The organism is Clostridioides sp. ZZV14-6387 (assembly GCF_020657835.1).
In the GTDB taxonomy this organism is placed as follows: Bacteria; Bacillota; Clostridia; order Peptostreptococcales; family Peptostreptococcaceae; genus Clostridioides; species Clostridioides difficile_A.
In genome coordinates, this window is sequence record NZ_JAGWCW010000004.1 from 90,529 (window position 1) to 114,964 (window position 24,436).

Here is a 24,436-nt window from a genome sequence, read left to right on the forward strand (position 1 = left end):
AAGTTATGAAAAGGTGGAATATAATCAAGTATTTTTCTCAAAACAAGACCTCCTAATTTTAATAAATTTTAATTTCGCTTATACAAAAGACTATTACTTCTTATTAAGTACTTTACAACTAACTTTGTTACCTAATTGTATAAGTTATTGAAATTAATTAAATTATAACATCCACCTAAAAGAAACTATACCTCAAACACTTTTACCAAAAGAAAATGAGTCAGTATAATTATAAAATTACACTGACTCACTCTTAACTATCTTTTCTTTTTCTCTTGTAATACAATTCTTTGAATGCTTTTCAAAGATAGATAATATTTTTCTGATAAATATTTCAAATCATATCCAACTTGATAATCTTCGTAAATTTGCATATTTCTAATTGATAACTCCTCACGAGTAGATGTATTACTTCCCCATTCTTTTTTATTATTATATTTTCTAGGAATATATATATATTCTCCATCTACATATTCTTGTATCAATTTGAGTAATTCCTCTGGTAATATATGTATTGCTTTTTTATAGCTCATTTTTGCTCTCCTATTAAATATTAATTTTTTATTAGGAATAGCAAAGGGCTATTTATATATTAAATTTTATATTTGCAATAGCCCTTGCTATGCAAAAATAAAGATTAAATCAAACATAAATTCTCACCCCTCCTTACATGTCACAACGATACATACAAGTCTATCAATAGCATAAATGGTTGTCAATCATTACAAATTCTTTATTTATATTTTATATTTTTTCTATCTTTACGACTCATTACACATATAATCAGAATCTTTAATCGATATTAAATCTTTATCTTGATGGACTTATTACTGAACAAGGAACTCCAACTATACATTTTCCACAAATATCACATCCACCTATATAAGAATACTTAGCTTCATTTAACATGCACATCTCATAACACTGATTTCTATCAAACCCATCTTCTTTTAAGGCTCCTTTTACACATTTACTTACACACTTTTTGCAACTTTTATTTTTTTTATATAAACAGTATTCTTGTTCTGGTCTTTTAGTTGGTTCTAACTCTAAACTTGTGATTATACTTCCTATCCTTCCACAACACCCTTTTTCTGTAATAAGCATATTATTTAATCCAAAGGTTCCCAGACCTGCTATGAATGCGATATGTCTTTGTGACCAATCACTAACTAATTTGTTATTATCAAAATTATATGACCCAGGAATAGCATATGAACTAAATCCTATCTTTTCTAGCTCTTCACATAAAAAATTATTCAAATCTGAAATTAATCTATTAGTTTCTATATATGCTTTTGCCCAAATTTCTGAACATTCAAATCCCCCAATGTTACTATCATTTACACTTTCATCAAAAGGTATAAAATATGTAATTATAGTTTTACCATCTTTCAGAAAGTCTTTTGGCATTGCATGAGATGTTCCTACAACACTTTTTAATTTCTGAAACATATCATCTTCAGCAGATGCATAAGCAAATAAAAGTTCTTGCCATTTTGTAGTTATATTATTTGATTTACAATAATCTTTTACAAAGTTATTCATTAATATTTCAATTTTATTTTTCATAATATCCCCCCTAGACAATTTTATCTTTCAAGTTTAATGTTATTATTTTATATTATATAATAGTACTTTCCATTATGCTTATCAATTAATATTAAGAAAGCTTCTAATATCCATAAGATACTAGAAGCCTTTTTTTAATTGTCTAATCTAATTTATTGAAATTCCTGCACTTGCATATCCTGCTACAGTATTAACTAATGAAAGTCCTGAAGCTGTTGCAGTAAATACTAGTAAGAATCGTGTTTCTGCTGTTACTGCTATATTTAATCCAGTTGTAATTCCACTAGAAATTGAACCAATTGATAATATACCTGTAAGAGGAGGAGCCAGTGTAACTGTTGCTCCTGGCACAGCTGTAAATGAGTTATTTGGTGCAGTTGATTGGTAAAGTGTTGCTGTAATTGTAACTGTTGAACCAACAATTGAAAGTGCTGCTGTTGTACTAAAGAAAGCTGAAATAGATGTTATTGTTCCAGCTCTTGGCATTGAGAATGCAAAGTTAGTCAATGTTCCTGCTGCGTTTGTAAGGTCTATTACTCCACCAACTATACTTAAACCTGGAGCTGAACTACCAAAACCAACAAATCCTGGTGTACCTACTAATCCGCCAGCTATAGTTGTAAGTGATAGTGGTATACCTGATGCAAAAGGTATTATTGCACTAGCTCCTGTTGGACCTGTTGGGCCTGTTGGACCCGTTGGACCTGTTGCTCCAGTCGCTCCTGTTGCCCCTGTTGCTCCTGTTGGACCTACTAATCCATCTGCTCCTGTTGCCCCTGTTGCTCCTGTTGGGCCTGTTGCTCCATCTGCTCCTGTATTTCCTGTTGCTCCTGTTGGACCTGTTGCTCCTGTTGCTCCATTTGCTCCTGTTGCCCCTGTTGCTCCTGTTGGACCTACTAATCCATCTGCTCCTGTGTTTCCTGTTGCTCCTGTTGGACCTGTTGCTCCATCTGCTCCTGTGTTTCCTGTTGCTCCTGTTGCTCCTGTTGGGCCTGCTACTCCATCTGCTCCTGTATTTCCTGTTGCTCCTGTTGGACCTACTAATCCATCTGCTCCTGTTGGACCTGTCGCTCCTGTTGCCCCTGTTGCTCCTGTTATTCCTACGCCTGTTGCTCCTGTTGCCCCTGTTGGACCTGTTATCCCTATTCCTGTTGCTCCTGTTGCTCCTGTTGGACCTACTAATCCATCTGCTCCTGTATTTCCTGTTGCTCCTGTTGGGCCTGTTGGACCTGTTGCTCCATCTGCTCCTGTTGCCCCTGTTGCTCCTGTTGGACCAATTAGGCCTGCTGCTCCTGTTGCTCCTGTTGGGCCTGTTGGACCTGTTGCTCCTGTATCTCCTGTTGCCCCTGTTGGACCAATTAGACCTGTTGCTCCTGTTACTCCTACTCCTGTTGGGCCTGTTGGACCTGTTGGACCTGTTATTCCTATTCCTGTTGCTCCTGTCGCTCCTGTTACTCCAGTTGCTCCATCTGCTCCTGTTGCCCCTGTCGCTCCTGTTGGGCCTGTTACTCCATCTGCTCCTGTTGCCCCTGTTGCTCCTGTTGGACCTGTTATTCCTATTCCTGTTGCTCCTGTCGCTCCTGTTGGACCTGTTACTCCAGGTGCTCCTGTTGCCCCTGTTGGACCAATTAGACCTGTTGCTCCTGTTACTCCTATTCCTGTTGCCCCTGTTGGACCTGTTGGACCTGTTATTCCAAATCCTGTTGCTCCTGTTGCTCCTGTTGGACCTGTTACTCCATCTGCTCCTGTATCTCCTGTTGCTCCTGTTGGACCTGTTATCCCTGTTGCTCCAGGTGTTCCTGTTGCTCCTGTTGGACCTGTTGGACCTGCTAATCCGTTTGCTCCTGTTGGACCTGTTGGACCTGTTGGACCTGTTGCTCCAGGTGTTCCTGTTGCTCCTGTTGCTCCAGCTGCACCTGTCCCTCCAGCTGCTCCATTTGCTCCTGTTGCTCCTGTTGGACCTGTTGGACCTGTTATTCCAAATCCTGTCGCTCCTGTTGCTCCTGTTGGACCTGTTATTCCATTTGCTCCTGTTACTCCTGTTGGACCTGTTGGGCCTGTTGCTCCATCTGCTCCTGTATTTCCTGTTGCTCCTGTTACTCCTGTTGGACCTGTTACTCCAAATCCTGTTGCTCCTGTTGCTCCTGTTGGACCTGGTGACCCTGTTGCTCCTGTTGGACCTCTTAATCCTGTTGCTCCTGTATTTCCTGTTGCTCCTGTATTTCCTGTTGGACCTGTTGGGCCTGTTGGGCCTGTTGCTCCTACTCCTGGGCCTCTTGGACCTGTCGGACCTGTTGGACCTGTTGCTCCAGTTCTACCCCTTGGACCCATCGGACCGGTTGGCCCTACACATGATGGTGGACATCCATGGTGACAATCACAGCTATTAAAATTATCATGACCACCATTGCAATCATCATAGCTATTATTGTCGCAATCATTGTCATCAAATGGGCCAAAATATTTATTTCTACTCATTATTAAAAGCACCTCCTAATATATTTGAGCTTTTAAGCTCTTTATATAATATGTCAAAATTAGTATTATTGTGACTTATCAATTATTTTTTAAGTTTACTAAAATAGGTTTCATTATGCAAAATAGCGCTATCATTAGGTTTGATTTCTTTTGCTTTTTCATGATAATAAATAGCTTTATCTACTTCTCCTAATCTGTCATAACAAACACTCAATTGTATATATGGTATATATCCATAACAATCATTTGATTTAAATCCTCCATTAATGTCATCTTTATCTCTTGTTAATGCTACCTTATACCAAAAAGCAGACTCTTTATATTTTTGTCTATCAAACATATGCTTTCCTACATCACAGCAAACTTCTGCTCTTGGTTCATCAAATTCAAAACTTCTAAATAAAGAATATAAGGCATTTTTTTCATCATTAATTAAGTAATAACATGTGGCTAAATCTCTGCAAGCACTGATACAATCCTCAATCCAACCTCTAGTTGAGTCTAAAAACTTAGTAAAACCTGCTATTGCTTCCTCATACCTCGCATTATAATAAAGTTCTCTTGAGTAATAAAATTGATGTCTTGGCTCTAATACTTTACCTTCTGAAATCATTTTTTCAAATATTCTAAGATTTCTTAGAGGGTCCTGTCTGTGTAGTTTTTTATGAGATATTGCAATGTCAGAATAAAATAGTTTTCCAACAAGAGGTATTACTTCATGAATAGGGTCAACCCATCTGTAATTAGAACTTCTCTTAAATAATCGTTCTCTATAATATGATAAAGTTGGTTTGCCATTTTCATCAAAAGAAACATTGTATTTTGCCATTACAATATCAATAGAAGTATCTAAGTTTTCCTTAATTTTTAATAAATTTTTTCTATCATCTTCTAAAATTATGTCATCTGCATCAAGCCACATTATATAGTCTTTAGAAGCTTTAGAAAATGAAAAATTTCTTGCAGCAGAGAAATCATCTATCCATTCAAAATCGAATACTTTGTCTGTATATTTTGAGACTATTTCTTTTGTGGAATCTGTAGAACCAGTATCTACAACTATAATTTCATCTACGATATCTTTTACACACTCTAAACATCTTCCTATAACTTCTTCTTCATTCTTAACAATCATGCACAAACTTATTGTAATCATAATGTACAACTCCTTTGTCTTCTATATATTACAGACATAAGTAATATATGGTATTTATCATCAATTTGTTATTGAAATTTCATAAACTTTTAACGACAAAAAAATAATATATAACTTTATTTATCCAGCATATCTATAGTTCATTTTTATTTAATTCAGAATTCTAATACTTTGATTTGTTTGATATATATTTTTGAGCTATCATAAATATAAGAAATCGTTAAATTTATTTATTCATTTATAATAAAAAATCAAACTAATTTTTATGGGAGGCAAATTATGAAAAAATACTTTGAGGTATTAAAATCTAATGGAGCTGATATCGCTATTTCAATAGACCCTAAAACTATTCTTACAGCAGCATGGACAATTTACAAGTGTCAATTTGGTTGTAACACATTTGGTCATAGCCATTGTTGTCCACCTAATGTTCCAACCTATCAGCAAACACAAGCAATAATAGATTGTTATGACAAGGCTATTCTATTTAGATGTCATGAAATGAGTATTGTTACTCCTTTAGCTGTCAAACTTGCAAGAGAAATGTTTTTAGATGGATATTATAAAGTAATTGCTTTTGGAAGTGGACCTTGTACAATGTGTGCTAAGTGTAACCCTACTACTTGTAATTTTCCTAACAAAACAGCTCCATCAATGGAAGCTTGTGGCATTGATGTATTTGCTACAGTAAGGTCAAATGGGCTAGAAATAAGTACATTAAGAGAAAAAGGAGAAATTCAAAACCATTTTGGTCTATTGTTGGTTGATTAAAAAATATGGTTATAATTCCAAGAAATTTTTCTTTTTGAAATAAAAAATAACCAAGTTTATCTAAACATGGTTATTTTTCATTATCTATATATTGTAGATTGGATTCTGAAATAAATTTTCTACTCTTCTTTATTCATTATATAATCAATTAGCCCATATTCTTTAGCCTCTAGTGCAGTCATAAAATTATCTCTGTCTGTATCTATTCTAATATCTTCTATTGATTTTCCTGTATTTTTAGAAAGAATTCCATCCAATTTTTCTTTTGTTTTCAACATATGATCTACTGCTATTTTTACATCAGTTGCTTGACCTTTAGCTCCACCCATTGGCTGATGAATCATAATCTCTGCATTGGGTAAAGCACATCTTTTTCCATTTGTCCCTCCTGCAAGTAAAAAAGCACTCATACTTGCAGCCATACCAATACAAATAGTTGATACATCACATTTTACATAATGCATCGTATCATATATAGCGAATCCTGCTGTAACAGAGCCTCCAGGACTATTTATATATATAATTATATCTGAATCTGGGTCCTCTGATTCTAAAAACAGTAATTGAGCTACTACTAGACTTGCAATATCATCATTAATTTCTTCTCCTATAAATATAATTCTATCTTTTAATAATCTCGAATATATATCATAAGACCTTTCCCCTTGACCAGTTTGTTCAATTACATGTGGTACTAAACTCATGCTACTTTCACCTCACAATTAATGTTAAAGTTAAGATAAGAATTGATTTCATCTCTTCTTTGTTTATAGTTAATACTTGTATAAGACATACATTTTGCATTTTGGATTTGATGATTTAGATTTAAAACAAATCTCTGTTGTATAGGATAAAACTCATCTTTATTTCTATATACTTGTGGAGACTCTTTGTATAAGTTTCTAAATGCCAGTGTAAATGATTGATGTGTAGAATATCCTACTGTAATAGCTATGTCTATAATATATTTATCTGTAAATATAAGTTGTCTAGCTGCTTCAGTAAGTCTCCTTCTTTGTATGTATTGATGAATAGTACATCCTACAATATTTGTAAACATTCTGTGTAAATGATATTTTGAATAATTAGCAATATCAGCTATTTTATCTAAATTTAGATTTTCTGTAAGATTTTCTTCTATATAATCAATGATTTCCATAATCACATCTGTATTTGTTTTCAACTCCATCATCTCCTTTTAAGTATTATAACCTATGCAAAAACTTTTTTCTTAATATAAATTGCTATCTTAACTTAGTTAATAGTAACAAAATATCTATAATATAATATTAAACATTCCAATATAAAAATAATAATTATACATTAATATAATAACTATTATTAAAATGTCAACTCGATTGAATCTATTATATAAGTTGCTATAGATTCTATCTATATATCTTGGTTCATATGCATTATTTTACTGAGTATTTTTATACCTTTTTCAATTTCATCGAGACTAAGATGAGCATAACCTAGTATAATTTCATGGTCATATTCTAATATATCCTTAATTGCATACTGTTGTATAGGATAAACTTTTATATTTGCTTCAAAAACTTTATTAATTAAGCTTTCTGTAAACTTAATATTATAAAAATGCACAACTATGTGAAGACCTGCTGCCTCACCTTTTATTTTAAATTCATTTTTAAACTCAGTGTTTAATACTTCAATGAGGTGTTTACGTTTTCTATTATATAGTTTCTTCATTCTAAATATATACTTTTCTAAACTTCCATCTCTAATAAACTCAGCTAGTACATACTGAACTATAGTTTCTGTATGAACATCAGAGTACATTTTTAAAGCTTTATAATCCTCTAAAATATTGTCTGGTAGTAACATAAATCCAACACGAATAGCTGGAGATAATATTTTACTAAAAGAACCTATATAAATTACTTTATTTGGATTAAGTTCATAAAGGGAACTAATTGGTGGCCCCTCATATCTAAATTCACTGTCATAGTCATCTTCAATTATATAGTAACTATTCTCTGTCGCACATCTAATAAGTTCTAGTCTTCTTTGAATAGGTAAAATACCTCCTAAGGGATATTGATGAGAAGGTGTAGTATAAACAAAAGAAACATCTTTTACTGATTTTATTAAATCAGTATTAATACCCTTATCATCTACTTTAATTCCAACAACCGAATATCCAGCAGACAAAATAACCTTTAATAATCCTTTATGGATAGGGTCTTCTACAACTACTTTTTTATTGTTCTTATATAAAAGTTGTGAAATTAGAGATAATCCCTGTGTTGAGCCAGAAACAATCATAACATTTTTTGGATTACATCTAATCCCTCTAGTTCGAAATAAGTACTCAGATATTTCTACCCTCAAGCACCATACACCAGCCACACTTCCATATCTAAAATCTGAATCTGATAAATCATATAGTATTTGTTTATATAGCTTTGAAAATTCTTTACGTGGAAATAGTTTTAATTCTGGAATACCAGAACGAAAATCTATGCAATTCTTTTGTTTATTGATGTGCAAATTATCTACACTTTCAAAAGTATAATTTAGCTTAAAGTCAACTTTATATTCTAATATTCCTTTAGATACGAATGTACCATATCCATTTTTTGTATCCAAATATCCTTCTGCAATTAATTGATTATATGCATCCAAAACCGTATTGCGAGAAACAGATAATTCCTTTGACAACGTTCTAGATGATGGCAATTTTTGTTCAAACTTTAAGGTTCCGTCCAAAATCATATCCTTTATCTTATAATAAATTTGTCTTGATAATGATATATTGCTATTTCTATTAATCGTAATCCACACTCTAATACCTCCAAAAGTGGTTCTATAAAATTGACATAAAAGTGGAACTACAAAATCCACTTTTATCTTGCTAAGATTATATCATAAAATAAAAAATAAAAAGGAGTCTATATTATGCTAGAAATATCAAATAAAGTAAAAGAAATGTATCCTAATATTAAATTTGGAGTTATGGTTATAAATATTACATATTCAAATCCTAATAAAGAAAATTTTCTATTTCTTAAAAACTCTGTAACTGAAACTATCCTTAAACAAAGACCAGAGTACAATCGTCAAGAAAAAATTAAAACAGAACCCATTTCAAATTACATAAAATATTATAAAAGATTCAAGAAAACTTACCCTGTATTACTTCAATTGGAATCTCTTTTGTTAAAATCAAAAGGTATCCCAGATGTAGGCATAACAGTTGAATCAATGTTTTTAGCAGAATTAAAAAACCTTCTTCTAACAGCAGGACATAACCTTGATAAGATAGAATTACCTTTGAAAATAGATGTAGCAAATGGTGGTGAACATTTTTATGGTATAACCGGAAAAGAACAGGTTTTAACAAAACATGATTTATTTTTATCTGATAATATCGGTATATTATCCAGCATTCTTAATGGACCAGATAGTCGAACATCTATAACAAAAGATACTAAAAATATTTTGTATTTTGTATATGGAGTTGATGGAATATCAGAAAAACAAATTCAAGAGCATCTAAGTGATATAAAAGATTATGTCTCAAGTGCTTTTTCAGATTTAAAAGTTAATTCAATAGATATATTTTAGTTAATTCATAAATCCCTCATGTTTAATAAATATTTTAAACAAATAAATTAGTGAAGTATATCTTTTATTAAAACTAGACATACTTCACCAAAATTAATTTCATGCAGATATTACTTATTTTAAACTTTCTTTATAGTAAATACTTTATGACATTTATCATGTATATAACTTGCTTTTCTGACTAAATATTTTCATAAGAAACAATTTCACTAAGAGAAACACGAGTTTTTTCATGTCTATCTGGGCTTTCTGGTGTCTTAGACTCATATCCTATCAATAATATATTTACTGGTTCTAAATTATCTGGCATGCTAAACTCTTCTCTAATTACATCTGGATTAAAATAGCACACCCAAACACTTCCTAATCCAAGTTCAGTTGCCTGTAACATCATGTGGTCAGTGACTATGCTTGTATCAATATCTGTAAGTTGTTTCCCATCAAAAGGTCTTGTCCAAACTTTTTCCTTATCTCCACACACGATAATAGCTAATGGTGCATCATATATATTAGCAGCCTTCGAAAGTTTATTTAGCCCTTCCTTTTCTTGAATAACAATTAATCTCTGAGGTTGACGATTACCACCAGTTGGAGCTATTCTCGCAACATCTAAAATTTTCTCAAGTTTTTCTTTTTCGACCTTTCTATTTTGATAATTACGACAAGAATATCTTTTTTTTGCAAGTTCAACAAAATTCATTTAATTACCTCCCATCATTTTATTAGGTAAAGTTGATGATTCATTTAACCTATGCTATAATTTTATCACTATAGTTTTATATTACAATAATGCACTTTTTTGTAATATAGTACCTAAAAAGATACTTTAAAATATATGAAAGGAGCTTAAAAATGAAAAAATGTTCTAGTGAATACAGTTGTCCAATAGAAGCAACACTCGCATTGATTGGTGGTAAATACAAGACACTTATACTTTGGCATCTTAAAGACACTATATTGAGATTTAATGAACTAAGAAAATTAATTCCTAAAGCAACTCCTAAAATGTTAACTCAACAGCTACGTGAATTAGAAGCAGATGGTTTAATTATCAGAGTTGTTTATCCTATTGTTCCTCCAAAAGTAGAATATTCACTATCGGATTTTGGAAAAAGTATTATTCCAATTCTAGATTGTATGTGTGATTGGGGTTCTGATTACTTAGAACATCTATAGCTCATTATAGTTTAAATCCCATAACTAGTTTAACAGTCTCCATTTGTTCTCTGGATGTCAACATTTCCAAAAGTTTAAAAGCTACATGTGGAGCAGTTTCTGGACAATATGAAGTTATAATATTTTTATCTACAACAATTGGTTCATTAATTACATTTACATCAAATTCGCTTAACTGCCTTTGCCTTTGACCATTTTTCAAATGATATGTAGTAGCTTTACGATTTTTTAAAACTCCACTTTTACCAACTGGTAATGCCGCCACACAAATAGACGCAATTATCTTTTCTTTTGAATCAAACTCTCTTATTAAGTTTAAAAAAGACATGTCATATGCTTCTTCATAAAATCCAAACTCTTCAAAGCCTCCAGGAATAGCAAGAGCATCATAATCATCAACACATACTTCTTCTATGGTCTTATCAACAAGTATTGGAATATTAAACGTACTTATAACCTTCTTTTTAAAGCCACAAGTTACTACATCGATATCACAACCATAATCATTACGAGCCCATCCCATAACATCTATAAATACGCTAAATTCCATAGTTTCAAAACCTTTTGCTAAAAAAACTAAAATTTTCATATTATATTTTCCTCCTAAAATTTAGTTAAAATAAAGATAAGTAATATACTTAATATTTAGCTACTAATATATTTAAAAAATATTTTTACATGTATTAATTTCTTCTTTAATTGTAGATAGAACAATAGTTGTATTAGCTTTCTGAATTCCCTTGATTCTTTTTAATGTAACAGATATAAATTCTTCAAGGTCACTTGTATCTTCTGCTAATACTTTTATCAAATAATCATACTCTCCTGAAATATGATGACATTCCAATACAGTCTCATGTTTCAATATAGCTTGCTTAAAATCTTCCATACTTTCAGATAAATCAGTATTGATAAATATAAAAGCTAAAAGTTTATATTTTGTTTTTTCTCGATTGATTTGGATAGTATACTTTTGAATTATATTTGACTGCTCAATTTTCTTTATGCGTTCTGATACTGCTGGTATTGATAAATTGACTTGTCTGCTTATTTCAGAAGTTGAGGCTCTACTATTCTTCTTTAGAGAATTAATTATTTTTAAATCTATCTCATCTATCGCTACTCACCTCCTTAATTATTTAGTATAATTCTAACTAATAAGTTATATTAAGTAAATAATTTTGATTATTTCAATAAAATTTAATATAATTATATTATTTCACCTTAAAATTTAAGTTTTTTCAAAGTAAATCATATATTATACCTAAGATTATCTAAGATTTAATTAATGTTATTATTTTTGTTATTCATAATATATTACTTATTTTTACAATAATAAAAAGCACTTCATAATTTATGAAGTGCCTTTACTATACATTTAACTTTTTCATTCATTTATATATGTCATACACAAATATTTTATTTATTATAATCTTTAATATACTACTATAACAACTTAAATATTTATACAATTTCTATATATCTTTAGATTTTTCCACCTTCTGAACAAACATATCCTTTGGCATAGGTTTAGCATATAAATAACCTTGTGCATAATAACAATTAATACTAATTAAAAATTCTGCTTGCTCTATATTTTCAACACCTTCACAAATCACCTCTAAGCCCAAGTCATTTGCCATCTCAACTACTTTACTTATAATCTTCCCTTCCCCTTTAGAATTATCTAATAGAGATTTATCTATTTTTAGAATGTCTACAGAAACCTGATTTAGAAGATTCAAAGAAGAGTAACCTGAACCAAAGTCATCAACAGAAATAAAAAATCCAAGCTCTTTAATCTTTTTTATCATATCATTTGATATACTATCATTTTCAAACAAACTTTCAGTTATCTCAAGTTCAATTATATTTCTAGGTATATTATATTTAACAAGTAGATTTTGTAATCTATTTATATAATCTTTTCTTTGAAAATGTGCTCTTGATTGATTTACAGAAATTGAAATTGGTTTAATTCCAGAATCCATCCAAAAACGAGTCAATCTACATACTTTATCCAACACAAAAAAATCAACATCTATAATTCCACCACTCTTTTCAAGTATAGGAATAAATTCTCCTGGATTCATAAAACCAAGCTCTTTGTGATTCCACCTAACAAGTGCTTCTGCTCCAATAATTTTATTTGTTCTCATATCAAATTTGGGTTGATAATAAACTTGGAACTCCTCATTTTCTAATGCATAATCTATCCTATCAACAATCTCTTTTTCTTTTCTAAGATTTTCTCTAAGTGACTCATCAAAATAGACTATAGAATATTTACTTTCCTTTGATTTTCTTCTAGCAATTTCGGCATAATCTATCGCCTTAGTTACAGGAATATTCTCAGTTTCAATATTGTATACTCCAAAGTTAGGTTTGACTTTAATACTAAAACCTTTCACTTCAAAATATGATATATTTTCATTTATATTGTTAAGAACTAGTTCCAAATCCTTTTTAAACTCATATGGTAAAAGAAAAAGGAAATGGTCTGCTTTTACATGAGCTAATAAGGCTGTATCACCTATAATTCTTTTTAAAACTGAAACTATTTCTTTTATGATTATATCTCCAGAATCTCTACCATAATTCTCATTTATCACAGCAAATTTCTTTATATCAAAAGCAACCAATGCATAATACTTCTCTTTATATTTCTCTAAAATTTTTGTTGTTTCTTTTTCAAATCCGTTATAGTTCCAAATTCCATTAATTGTATCTTTAAATGCTAAATCAAAAATATGTACTGAGTGTCTTCTATTAATTGCAATTATATAAAAAAGCACTGCTATTATAATTAAGAAAAAGCAAAAAGAAACTAAAACTGTCTGAACTGGATGCTGATGTACAAATTGAGACAAACTAGTATCATAATTTTGAAACATTGTATGCTTTGCAATAATTTCAGAACACTCATCCTTATTAAGTGAATTTATTCTTTTATCCAAAATAGAATATAATACTTGATTTGTATCTTGGTTAACACCTAAAGATATATTGGTTTTATAATCAGTAACTAAAATTGCTTTTAAATTATTATAATCTTTTTGTATATAATTTTCAGCAGAATATGTATTTATAAATGCTACATCTGCATCGCCTCTTTCTACTGCATTTATAGCTAAGTTTTCAGATTTATAACTTTTAATCTTTGCTTTCTCATAACGTTTTTTGATATACTCATCATTAAATTTATCATTATCTACAACAGCAATATCATTAAATTCAGTATTCCTATAATTCTTAGTTATTGCACTGTAATTCAATTCCATATAAGGAGATGTAATTTTTATTCCATTCTGTTCTGCCCATCCATAATCAGAATTAAAAAAGCATATTACATCTGCTTTTCCCTCTTTTAACATATTAATTGAGTCTTTATATGAGTTGGTTTCTATATAATTTATATTCAAACCAAGGTCTTTAACAATTAAATTAAACATGTCTGATATTATACCATTAAATTTTCCATTGTCTAAATACGATAGTGGATATGATTCTGGCATGCTAACTACACGTATACTATTATTTCTTTTTAGATAATTATGTTCCTCTTTAGAAAGAATAAACTCATTTTGATTACTAGATTGATAATACTTACTATACAAATTAAACTTATATGCAGGATTATCCATTTCTATATCTTCTAGAGCGTTATTAACTTCTTGTAATAGTTGAGTATTACCTTTTTTTACAATACAATAAAATGAAGAAGGAGAAAATTGAGCAATTACATTTTCATTTTTAGCCTTTCTTAAACTACTAGTTAATATAGCATCTACTTTTCCATTTTCCAATGCACTTTCTAATTCTTCTTGGTTCTTGAAATATTTAGATGTATAATTAAAATTCTTTTCGTTTGCAAATTTTTTTAAATTTTCATTTCTACTATTACTATCAAGTAGCCCAATCACTATTCCATTAAAATTTTTATAATCATTTGGTAAATATTTTGAATTTCCACGTTTTACTGTAATGCGTGCATAACTACTTCCCATAGGCAATTCTGAGAAGTCAAATCTTTCTGCACGCTCTTTTGTATACTGTGCAGATGTAAGCAAATCAATCTGACCATTTTCTAACATAGCTTGACATTCTTCCCATGTACCAGATACATATTCATATGTCCAGCCAGTATGCTTTGCAATCTCATGAAGATACTCATATCCATACCCACTTCTATTTCCAGTTTCATTATACTCATGATACCCTTCGAACTCAAAAAAACCTACCTTTACAACGCGTTTTTCTGATGTAGCAATTGCTTGTATTGGGAGATACATAAATACTATACAGCTAATTAAAGACATTATAAAAACAATTCTTTTAATCGACACAAACCTGATTCCCCCCTTTATAAAAGTCTTTATTGAAATTGCTTGTGATTATTTTCATAATAATACCTATCTATACTCTCTCACTAATTATATTATATTCAAAGTATACTTGTTTATATAATCATATATAAACAAGTATACTTAATGATTAATTTAAATGTATACTTTCTATATAAAGTTTACATTTATTTTATTTCCAACAATTATATATGTATATTAGCACATACTTGAAAATTCAACAATAGTATTCAGCCAGTTCTACAGGTTATAATATTTCACAAAGATAGTAAAACTATATCAAAATTATGGAGCCAATAGCCTTAATTATATTCATAGATTATACAATTTTATCAGAAATAAATTTTTACATAACTTTGTTTAAAAAAGGCATATATTAAAGGTACTTGTAATTCTACAAATACAAGATTTGGAACAATAATTTTGTCAAAAGAATATAATATATTGGTTGTGTATGTAGTTTTTCATGTATTGACAAATAGTTTTTTATATATTATAATCTCATATAAATTAAATATCTCGGTAGGTGAGGCTACCATAGGGATACGGGTTGCTGCCGCAAAATAGTGGAGACACTATGAGAAGGTCAACAGTCTATGTCGATTCCAAGGCATAATCTAATGCAATTTCATTGCCCTATGAAGTTAAAGCTTGAACGATGATTAAATATTTTTACTGTATTATAAATATACTTAGGTTTTCTATGCCTTGGTTGTTTTTATTATAGGTTTAATTCCCTTGTCATTGTTTATGCTTTGATAAGGGATTTTTTAATGCTTATTTTAGATTTATATATTTTGAATTTTGGAGGTGAGAAGAATGGACGCAGGAAGTAGTAATAACATAAGCTCTGTTGAGCGAAGTAGTCACTTATTTGAAGAATTGTACTATTTTGTACGTCTTATTTCTTCTCCCTATTTTTAATAAATTTAAAACTAGTGATGTTTTTCGTCACAGGCTTATGTCTTTACTTCCTTATTTTAAAAATAGATAAATATTTAAGGAGGTCTCAGACATGATAAAAAAATTAAATAAAAAGTTTATTACACAAACTACATGTAATTCAACTTCAAAAGAAGATATACTTGATTCAGCTATAATGAACGACTCTATTTTATTAAATGAATATAGAAATTCTTATAGTGGTTACTCTGAAAAAATGGTTAATATAATGAGAAACAAGTATGGTAGTAATGAAATCACTCAAAAATCTAGTAACTCAATGATAAAAAAATTTGTCAAAGCTTTTATAAACCCATTCACTATTGTACTTCTTATTTTAGCTATAATTTCTTTTATCACAGATGTTATTTTAGCAAATCCAACTGATAAAAACGCAACTACAGTCATTATCGTATTGACAATGGTAACTATAAGTGGATTGCTACAATTTATTCAAGAATCTCGTTCTGGCAAAGCGGCACAAGCCCTAAGTGATATGGTAAATACCACTATATCAGTTATGCGTGATTCTAAAGGATTAATAGAAATACCACTAAGAGAAGTTGTTGTAGGAGATATTATTCATATCGCTGCTGGTGATATGATTCCAGCTGATGTACGTATATTACAATGCAAAGATTTATTTGTTAGTCAATCTTCTCTTACAGGAGAAAGTGAGCCAATAGAAAAATTTTCTGATGTCTACAAAGGAACTACCAATAACATACTTGATTTAGATAATATTGCATTTATGGGTAGTAACATAATTAGTGGCTCAGCCATAGCTATTGTTATTTCAGTAGGTGATTGTACTATATTTGCTTCTATGGCTCAACAAATAACAAGCAAAAAAACTGTAACAGGTTTTGAAAAGGGTGTTAACTCAGTTTCATGGCTACTTATAAGATTTATGTTTATTATGGTTCCAATAGTTCTCTTTGTAAATGGCTTTACAAAAGGTAGTTGGATGGAAGCTTTTTTGTTTGCACTTTCAATAGCTGTTGGACTTACACCAGAGATGTTACCAATGTTAGTATCTGCTAACCTTGCTAAAGGAGCAGTTGCTATGTCAAAGAAGAAAGTTATTGTTAAAGATTTAGGCTCTATACAAAACTTTGGTGCTATGGACATACTTTGCACTGATAAAACTGGGACTTTGACTAAAGACAAAGTAGTTTTAGAGTATTCTCTTGATATTCATGGAAAAGAAGATAAACGAATTCTTCGACATGCATTTTTAAATAGTTATCATCAAACAGGACTTAAAAATCTTATGGATATAGCTATTATTAACCATGCAAATGATAATGGTATGCAAGAACTTTGGAGAGATTATACAAAAATTGATGAAATTCCATTTGATTTTAATAGAAGAAGAATGAGTGTAGTAGTTAAAAATAAATTTGGAAAAACTCAGCTTATCACAAAAGGTGCTATTGAAGAAATGTTATCAATCTGTACTCATGTTGAGTATAAAGATGAGATTCAATTAATGACAGATGAAATATGTAAAGAAGTTATTGCAACAGTTTCTAAATACAATGATAAAGGTATGAGAGTTTTGGGAATTGCACAGAAAAACAATCCTTCACCTATAGATGAATTTTCAGTTTCTGACGAAAGTAACATGGTTTTAATAGGTTATCTTGCATTCCTTGACCCACCAAAGGAAAGTACATCTAGTGCAGTAAAAGCTCTACTTAAAAATGGAGTTGATGTAAAGGTTCTAACTGGCGACAATGATGCAGTAACAAAGTGTATTTGTAAACAAGTAGGCATCAAAATTGAAAATATCTTGCTTGGCTCAGATATAGAAGGCCTGGATGATAAAAATCTTGATAAAATGGTAGAACATACAAGTATATTTGCAAAGCTTTCTCCAGAACAAAAATCTCGTATAGTTGAATCTCTTCGCAGAAATGGACATATTGTTGGATTTATGGGAGATGGTATAAATGATGCTGCTGCTATGAAGGCATCTGATGTTGGAATATCTGTAGATACCGCAGTTGATATAGCTAAAGAATGTGCAAATATTATACTACTTGAAAAAGACCTTATGGTACTAGAGCAAGGTGCTATTGAAGGAAGAAAAACATATGCAAATATTATAAAATATATAAAGATGACTGCAAGTTCTAATTTTGGTAATATGTTCTCTGTATTAATAGCAAGTGCATTCTTGCCATTTTTACCAATGTTACCAATTCAGCTCTTAATATTAAACTTAATTTATGATATTTCATGTATAACTATTCCATGGGATAATGTAGACGATGATTATCTAAAAATTCCAAGAAAATGGGATTCATCATCTATAAGTAAATTTATGACTTGGATTGGTCCAACTAGTTCAGTCTTTGATATTACAACATATATACTAATGTATTTTGTAGTATGCCCAAATGTATTTGGTGGAAGTTTTCATAGCTTAGATACTATAGGTCAGCTTGGGTTTATATCTCTATTTCATGCTGGATGGTTTGTAGAATCTTTATGGTCTCAGACATTAGTTATTCATATGATAAGAACTCCACACATCCCATTTATTAAAAGTCGAGCTTCATGGAAATTAACTCTTTTTACAACAATGGGAATTGTGATTGGTACTATTATACCATATACATCTCTTGGTCATGCTATTGGTATGATGCCACTTCCAGGTATATATTTTATTGGATTGATTTTTACTATTTTATCTTATATGGTTTTAGTAACTATATTAAAAAAGGTATTTGTAAAAAAATATGGAGAATTATTATAATTAATACTATCCTTCATCTTAATAATATAAATTTTAATTTATTATGTTATCAAAGTGACTACATGAAAATAATTTTCTTGTTGACTATAACTATGTATTATGATAATATAACTTAAGTTATAATTAGTAAATTATATTTTAAATAAATAAGATGATACCAAAAGTACAAAGTACAGTTTAAATATAAATAAACTAGAATTAAGATTAGGATGTGAATAATTATGATTTATATAGAATTAGTTAAACTTGTTAGAAAACTTAACTCTACACAAATGTATACGATGAAGCGTTGTGTAGAGGTTAATCTGGAGGCTTAGAGCTTTCTATCTTCGTCGGCAAATATAGGTTAGTATAGTTTTTTTAGCTATGCTTATTTAAAATCGCCTATTTGCCGATAGATATATAGATTTTCTGGTCATAGACAACAATGCTTGTCTATGACCTTTTGTTTTTCCAAAAGCAGAGGTCGGCATTTTAGAATGCCTTTCCTCTGCTTTTTTTATTTTCATAAATTTTTTAATAAAAGAAAAGGAGTTTGGATTATGAGTTTATTAAAAGTAACTAATTTATCACAAGGTTTTATGGATAAGTCACTGTATGAGAAAGCTAACTTTGATTTATTCAAAGGTGAACATATTGGTATAGTTGGTCAAAATGGTGTAGGGAAAAGTACCTTAATCAAAATTTTATTAGGAGAAGTTATTCCAGATGAAGGAGAAATTAAATGGCAAACTAATATCAAAATTGGTCATCTAGACCAATATGCAGAAATTAATAGAGATACAACAATATCCCTCTATTTGCACTCTGCATTTGAAGAGCTTTATAAAATAGAAAAAGAGATGAATTTGCTATATCAAGAGAGTGCTCTGTCTGGAAATGAACAACTACTAATTAAGGCATCAGAATATCAAGAACAACTAATAGCAAACAATTTCTACTCTGTAGACAATGAAGTTAACAAAATAGCAAATGGTCTTGGGTTAGATTCAATAGGAATGAATCGTGTAGTTGGAGAACTTAGTGGCGGGCAAAGAGCAAAAGTAATCTTGGCGAAACTACTACTTTCTAATCATGAAGTTTTATTATTAGATGAGCCAACAAACTTTTTAGATAAAGAACATGTTGAGTGGCTTTCAAGTTATTTAAATACATTTGCTGGAGCATTTATTGTAGTTTCCCATGATTTTGACTTTTTAGAGAAAATCTCTACAGGCATTCTTGATATAGAATTTGGTATGATTAAGAAGTATCATGGAAAATACTCAGAGTTTCTTAAACAAAAATCGCATTTAAGAGAGGATTATATTAGAAGATATCAAGCACAACAAAAGAAAATAGAAAAAGAAGAAACATTTATACGTAAAAATAAAGCTGGAGTAAATTCAAAAATTGCAAGAGGAAGACAAAAACAATTGGATAAAATAGAAAGAATAGCTCCTCCTAGCTTTGTAGGAAAACCAAATGTTCAATTTTCAGAGATTGAAATATCTGCTCAAAATGCTCTTACAGTTACCAATCTTGAAGTCGGCTACTACTATTCTTTGCTTCCAAAACTAAATTTATCTGTTGATGGAGGTCAAAAAATAGTTATAACTGGATTTAATGGAATTGGTAAATCAACTTTGTTAAAGACATTAGTTAAAGATATTCCTTGTATCGCTGGAAGTTTTAAGTTTTCAGAACAAGTTAAAATTGGTTATTATGAACAAGATTTAAAATGGGAAAATCCTACTAAAACACCACTTCAAATAGTGGCAGATAAGTATCCAAAATTTAATACAAAAGAAATTAGACGTCACCTAGCTAAATGTGGAGTAAAAGAAGAGCATGTTTCAAGAAGTGTATCTACTCTAAGTGGTGGTGAACAATCTAAGGTTAAATTATGTTGTATGATGTTATCTCCTTGCAATTTTTTGATTCTAGATGAACCAACCAACCATTTTGATGCAGAAACAAAGGATGCTTTACAAAATGCCTTGAAACAGTTTAAAGGAAGTATCATACTAGTATCCCATGAAGAAAAATTTTATAAAGGTTGGATTGATAAGGTATTTAATATAGAAAAACAATTAATATAAATCTATCTGTAATATTGTTTAATCAATACTTCAATACATGTATTAATCTTTTGACTGAAGTTTCATTGCTAAGAAACTTAAAAAATAAGAATCTACTAGATTATAAAGTCTATTACTAGAATACAAATATTAATAGGCACTCATAAATAAGTGCCTATTAATATTAAAATCCATTCTAATCAACTCTATTTACAAGTTTATATCCTAGACCTTTAACTGTTATAAGTATTTTAGGATTTGAAGGATTATTTTCAATTTTTTCTCTTATATGACGTATATGTACCATAATTGTATTATCACAGATGCTACTATATGCCCCCCACACTTGTTCATATAATCTTTCTTTACTTATAATTTTATTTACATTTTGAGCCATATAACTTAAAAGTTGATACTCTCTTCCAGTTAACTCAATTTCATTTCTATCTTTATAAACACGACTTCCTTCTGTATCTATAGTAATATTCCCTAACTTAATAAATACATCGTCTGATGGTATAATGCTTTGGTATTGTTGTCTACGTAATTGAGCTTTAACTCGAAATACAACCTCTCTTGGGCTAAATGGCTTCGTTATATAATCATCCCCACCACTACTAAGACCAAGTATTTTGTCAATATCATCATCTTTTGATGAAAGAAAAAGAATTGAACAGTATGAGAACTCCCTAATTTTTTTACACACTTCTATTCCATCCACATCTGGTAACATTATGTCAAGAATAATGACATCTGGGCATTCTGTCTTACATAAAGAAATAGCATCTAAACCATTGTAGACTTTAACAATATTTTTAAAACCATCATTTATAAGTACTTCTTCAATTAAATCTATTATATCTTTTTCATCATCCACGAGTAATATTTTTTTATTAAAGTATGTCTCCATTTTAAAATCGCTCCTATAAAGAGTTCTTCTTTTTTGTCTATTTCATCCCTCTCACTCCCTATGTTCTGCTTAAAGTATATTCAAATAATTAAATAAAATCAAGTATATATATCTATCGATTAATGAAAACTATTTACTATATGCATGTCAATGCATATTTCACAGTATAATTCGATGTTTCATAAATATGTCAAATTAAAGAATATAGGATAAATGAGTAAAATATTGTATCATCCTACTATATATGAAAATTTTATTTATAAATTCACCTTTTTCTGGACATGTCTAACCTACCTTGGGTTAGTAGAAAATTTATATTTATCCCTTTACACCATAACTTGAAATATTAGAAAAAGCAGATGTTTTTATTACTCATGGTGCTTTAAATAGTATTAAGGAATCTCTTTATTTTAGAGCTCCCATGGTAGTTAGACTAAATGATATACAGTTAAAAAGATATATGTTAACTATGATTATTCTTATATTTATATATAGTTATACTTATTCTTATATTTATATATAAAACTAACTGTTAAAAATAAGGTTAAAAGCTCAGCAATTGGCACTGCTAGCCAAATACCATATATATCAAATATATTTGGTAATATCAGCAAACCTATAGTTATAAAGCCAAACGTACGTAGAAAAGATAGTATTGCAGATATTTTTCCATTTGATAGTGCTGTAAACATAGATGATGTAAAAATATTGAATCCACAAAAAATGAAACTAAAAGAAAATATATAAAATCCAGACCTTGCAATCTTATAAACATTACTTCCTCTTTGAGAAAAAATCTCTACTAAACTTGGTGAACATATCATAGAAAACACAAACACCAATAAAGAAGCTATTGAGATAAATAACATACAAATTTTAAAAATGTATTTTAATTGTATATTATTTCTACTTCCATAATTATAGCTTATTATTGGAGCAACTCCCATTGAAAAACCTATATAAATTGAGGTTAAGAGAAACTGAGAATAAATAATTATTGTAATAGCTGCAACTCCATCTTCACCAATCAACTTCATCATTATAATATTAAATAAAAAAGTGGTAACTGCTGTGGATAATTGACTTACCATTTCAGATGAGCCATTAAAACAAGTCTCAAACAACACTTTCTTATCTATTTTAGGTATACAAAATCTAAGTGCCCCATTACTTTTTGAAAAGAAAACTAACCCTGCAATAGTAGGAATCAAATATCCTATACCAGTTGCAAGCGCTGCCCCACCAAGACCCATTTGTAATGGAACAATAAACACATAATCTAAAATTATATTAGTACACCCTGCACCTATTACTAACCATAATCCAAACTTTGGTTTTCCAGCTGTCACAAATAGACTTTGAAATAATACTTGTAATATGTTGGCAAAAGCGAAAATCAAAATAATAAGAAGATATGAGCGACAATATTTAATCAAAATCTCACTTGCTCCTAACCATATAATAATATAATCCATAAATACAAATCCAATACCAGTAATTATCATCCCAAGTACAACTCCAGATAATACAATTAAAGTAAAAACCTTATTTGCTTCATCAGTCTCACCACTTCCCATCTTACGAGCTACTATAGCACTCCCCCCAGTAGCAAGCATCGTTCCAAGTCCAACTATAATATTAATAATAGGACAAACAATATTAATTGCTGATAAAGCATTTGTATTAACAAATCTTGATACGAATATAGTATCAACAATTGTATATAATCCCATAAAAACCATCATAAAAATAGTGGGAAATGCAAATTTTAATAGAGAAAACAAATTAAATCTTTGTGCAAGTAAATTATCCTTCGCATGAAGATTATCTTGTTTCCGATTTTCTGAATAAGATATATCACTCATTCAGGTCATTCTCTTGTGCATTGCTTATATTTAAAATTATATCCAACCTATTAGACATTAAAGGACCTCCTTTCTCCATAAAGATTATATCTAATTACTTGGATAGATTTTTAATTAATCTTGCTATTATACGTTATCATAATATCTAAAAATAACTCCTTATCCTTTACTCCAAGCATTTTATGATTTTAATCACTAATACTTGTTTTTATTGTTTAGTATCACATGAAACCTGTTTACTTATAAACATTCATATAGTATCTTTTTTCAACTCTTTAGAAAATATATGTATCAGTACTTCTTCAATAGCCGAGATACTTGCTACAACACAAATAATACTAGTAAACAAACTTATGTTAACCAGATTATAAAATAAAGGTAAACAGAACAACATAAATCCAGATATTTTATTTCCATATGTGTGTAATATAAAAAATGTATTGTATTTATAAATTACTATAATTATTGATGTAATACGAATGATAGCAATTACTACTACCCATAACACTATATACTTTGGTATATTTATTATGGGAAATATAATAACAGATGTGGAAATTACAAAACATATATCTGCTATGCTATCAAGCCTTGAGCCAAATTCACTTGTTAGATTCATTCTTCTAGCTATATATCCATCTAAAAAGTCACTTAAGCCACAAACAATATAGATTATAAAAAATAAATTAGAGAATACTTCTGTTTTAAGTAATACTATTGATAAAATAACTCTAAATATAGTAATAATATTTGCTATATTTTTAATTCTCATCACCTCAAAGCTGTA

At 29.8% G+C, this 24,436-nt stretch carries 19 protein-coding genes, 1 pseudogene and 1 riboswitch; of the genes and pseudogenes, 5 read left to right on the plus strand and 15 right to left on the minus strand.

Translation table 11 applies throughout. The features are described 5' to 3' along the window. Window positions 1-257: 257 nt before the first annotated feature. The 4 genes from KGF38_RS03615 to KGF38_RS03630 all read right to left on the minus strand — a co-directional run bounded on the left by KGF38_RS03615 (window position 258) and on the right by KGF38_RS03630 (window position 5,206). Window positions 258-533, minus strand: a complete 276-nt coding sequence (locus KGF38_RS03615) for a CD3324 family protein (protein WP_054277675.1) — start codon at window positions 531-533, stop codon at window positions 258-260. A 277-nt stretch (window positions 534-810) separates the two neighbouring features. Further along, window positions 811-1,572 (minus strand): epoxyqueuosine reductase, encoded by a 762-nt coding sequence (locus KGF38_RS03620; RefSeq protein WP_223153358.1) that lies wholly within the window; start codon window positions 1,570-1,572, stop codon window positions 811-813. A gap of 147 nt (window positions 1,573-1,719) precedes the next feature. Then, window positions 1,720-3,591, minus strand: coding sequence for an exosporium glycoprotein BclB-related protein (locus KGF38_RS03625; RefSeq protein WP_413926745.1), 1,872 nt, complete (start codon window positions 3,589-3,591; stop codon window positions 1,720-1,722). 541 nt (window positions 3,592-4,132) lie between these two features. Beyond that, window positions 4,133-5,206 (minus strand): glycosyltransferase, encoded by a 1,074-nt coding sequence (locus KGF38_RS03630; protein WP_074179263.1) that lies wholly within the window; start codon window positions 5,204-5,206, stop codon window positions 4,133-4,135. 279 nt (window positions 5,207-5,485) lie between these two features. Between KGF38_RS03630 and KGF38_RS03635 the strand changes: the two genes are divergently transcribed. Further along, the gene (locus KGF38_RS03635) at window positions 5,486-5,977 is read left to right on the plus strand and encodes a DUF2284 domain-containing protein (RefSeq protein WP_074179262.1); all 492 of its coding nucleotides are present in this window, start codon (window positions 5,486-5,488) and stop codon (window positions 5,975-5,977) included. Between the two features lie 119 nt (window positions 5,978-6,096). On the opposite strand, the gene clpP is transcribed toward KGF38_RS03635, so the two are convergent. The 3 genes from clpP to KGF38_RS03650 form a co-directional block, all read right to left on the minus strand. Next, window positions 6,097-6,681 carry an ATP-dependent Clp endopeptidase proteolytic subunit ClpP gene (gene clpP, locus KGF38_RS03640; RefSeq protein ID WP_054271767.1) on the minus strand — a complete coding sequence of 195 codons (585 nt, stop codon included), beginning with the start codon at window positions 6,679-6,681 and terminating at the stop codon, window positions 6,097-6,099. Beyond that, window positions 6,678-7,160, minus strand: a complete 483-nt coding sequence (locus tag KGF38_RS03645) for a helix-turn-helix transcriptional regulator (RefSeq protein ID WP_054271768.1) — start codon at window positions 7,158-7,160, stop codon at window positions 6,678-6,680. Before KGF38_RS03645 ends, clpP begins: the two co-directional genes overlap by 4 nt. Before the next feature lie 209 nt (window positions 7,161-7,369). Continuing rightward, a complete protein-coding gene (locus KGF38_RS03650; protein WP_074179261.1) occupies window positions 7,370-8,785 on the minus strand; it encodes a PLP-dependent aminotransferase family protein in 1,416 nt (471 codons plus the stop codon). Window positions 8,786-8,899: 114 nt separating this feature from the next. Here KGF38_RS03650 and KGF38_RS03655 point away from each other — a divergent pair, with 114 nt between their 5' ends. Further along, window positions 8,900-9,568 (plus strand): phenylalanine--tRNA ligase beta subunit-related protein, encoded by a 669-nt coding sequence (locus KGF38_RS03655; protein WP_074179260.1) that lies wholly within the window; start codon window positions 8,900-8,902, stop codon window positions 9,566-9,568. Between the two features lie 181 nt (window positions 9,569-9,749). On the opposite strand, the gene KGF38_RS03660 is transcribed toward KGF38_RS03655, so the two are convergent. After that, complete coding sequence (locus KGF38_RS03660) at window positions 9,750-10,268, minus strand: nitroreductase family protein (RefSeq protein WP_074179259.1); 519 nt, start codon at window positions 10,266-10,268, stop codon at window positions 9,750-9,752. A 152-nt stretch (window positions 10,269-10,420) separates the two neighbouring features. Here KGF38_RS03660 and KGF38_RS03665 point away from each other — a divergent pair, with 152 nt between their 5' ends. Continuing rightward, window positions 10,421-10,744, plus strand: a complete 324-nt coding sequence (locus tag KGF38_RS03665; protein ID WP_054277684.1) for a winged helix-turn-helix transcriptional regulator — start codon at window positions 10,421-10,423, stop codon at window positions 10,742-10,744. Between the two features lie 4 nt (window positions 10,745-10,748). Here KGF38_RS03665 and KGF38_RS03670 read toward each other — a convergent pair whose 3' ends face one another. From KGF38_RS03670 to KGF38_RS03680, 4 genes and pseudogenes are all read right to left on the minus strand, one after another. Then, window positions 10,749-11,333 carry a DJ-1/PfpI family protein gene (locus KGF38_RS03670; RefSeq protein WP_074179258.1) on the minus strand — a complete coding sequence of 195 codons (585 nt, stop codon included), beginning with the start codon at window positions 11,331-11,333 and terminating at the stop codon, window positions 10,749-10,751. 72 nt (window positions 11,334-11,405) lie between these two features. After that, on the minus strand, window positions 11,406-11,726 hold the full coding sequence (locus KGF38_RS20320; protein WP_407815552.1) for an Lrp/AsnC family transcriptional regulator: 321 nt from the start codon (window positions 11,724-11,726) through the stop codon (window positions 11,406-11,408). Beyond that, window positions 11,727-11,861 (minus strand): annotated as a pseudogene (locus KGF38_RS20325) (Lrp/AsnC family transcriptional regulator); the annotation flags it as partial. It lies immediately after the preceding gene. 358 nt (window positions 11,862-12,219) lie between these two features. Further along, the gene (locus KGF38_RS03680; RefSeq protein WP_074179256.1) at window positions 12,220-15,090 is read right to left on the minus strand and encodes an EAL domain-containing protein; all 2,871 of its coding nucleotides are present in this window, start codon (window positions 15,088-15,090) and stop codon (window positions 12,220-12,222) included. A 529-nt stretch (window positions 15,091-15,619) separates the two neighbouring features. Continuing rightward, a riboswitch (M-box (ykoK) riboswitch) is annotated at window positions 15,620-15,778 on the plus strand. A gap of 345 nt (window positions 15,779-16,123) precedes the next feature. Here KGF38_RS03680 and mgtA point away from each other — a divergent pair. After that, complete coding sequence (gene mgtA / locus KGF38_RS03685) at window positions 16,124-18,814, plus strand: magnesium-translocating P-type ATPase (RefSeq protein WP_074179255.1); 2,691 nt, start codon at window positions 16,124-16,126, stop codon at window positions 18,812-18,814. A gap of 542 nt (window positions 18,815-19,356) precedes the next feature. Further along, complete coding sequence (locus tag KGF38_RS03690) at window positions 19,357-20,895, plus strand: ABC-F family ATP-binding cassette domain-containing protein (RefSeq protein ID WP_074179253.1); 1,539 nt, start codon at window positions 19,357-19,359, stop codon at window positions 20,893-20,895. A gap of 175 nt (window positions 20,896-21,070) precedes the next feature. On the opposite strand, the gene KGF38_RS03695 is transcribed toward KGF38_RS03690, so the two are convergent. From KGF38_RS03695 to KGF38_RS03705, 3 genes are all read right to left on the minus strand, one after another. Then, entirely contained in the window at window positions 21,071-21,784 is a 714-nt protein-coding gene (locus KGF38_RS03695; RefSeq protein ID WP_054271776.1) for a response regulator transcription factor, read from the minus strand. Window positions 21,785-22,269: 485 nt separating this feature from the next. Continuing rightward, window positions 22,270-23,649 carry an MATE family efflux transporter gene (locus KGF38_RS03700; protein WP_054277691.1) on the minus strand — a complete coding sequence of 460 codons (1,380 nt, stop codon included), beginning with the start codon at window positions 23,647-23,649 and terminating at the stop codon, window positions 22,270-22,272. 250 nt (window positions 23,650-23,899) lie between these two features. Next, a complete protein-coding gene (locus KGF38_RS03705) occupies window positions 23,900-24,421 on the minus strand; it encodes a CDP-alcohol phosphatidyltransferase family protein (protein ID WP_222153449.1) in 522 nt (173 codons plus the stop codon). Between the last annotated feature and the right edge of the window lie 15 nt (window positions 24,422-24,436).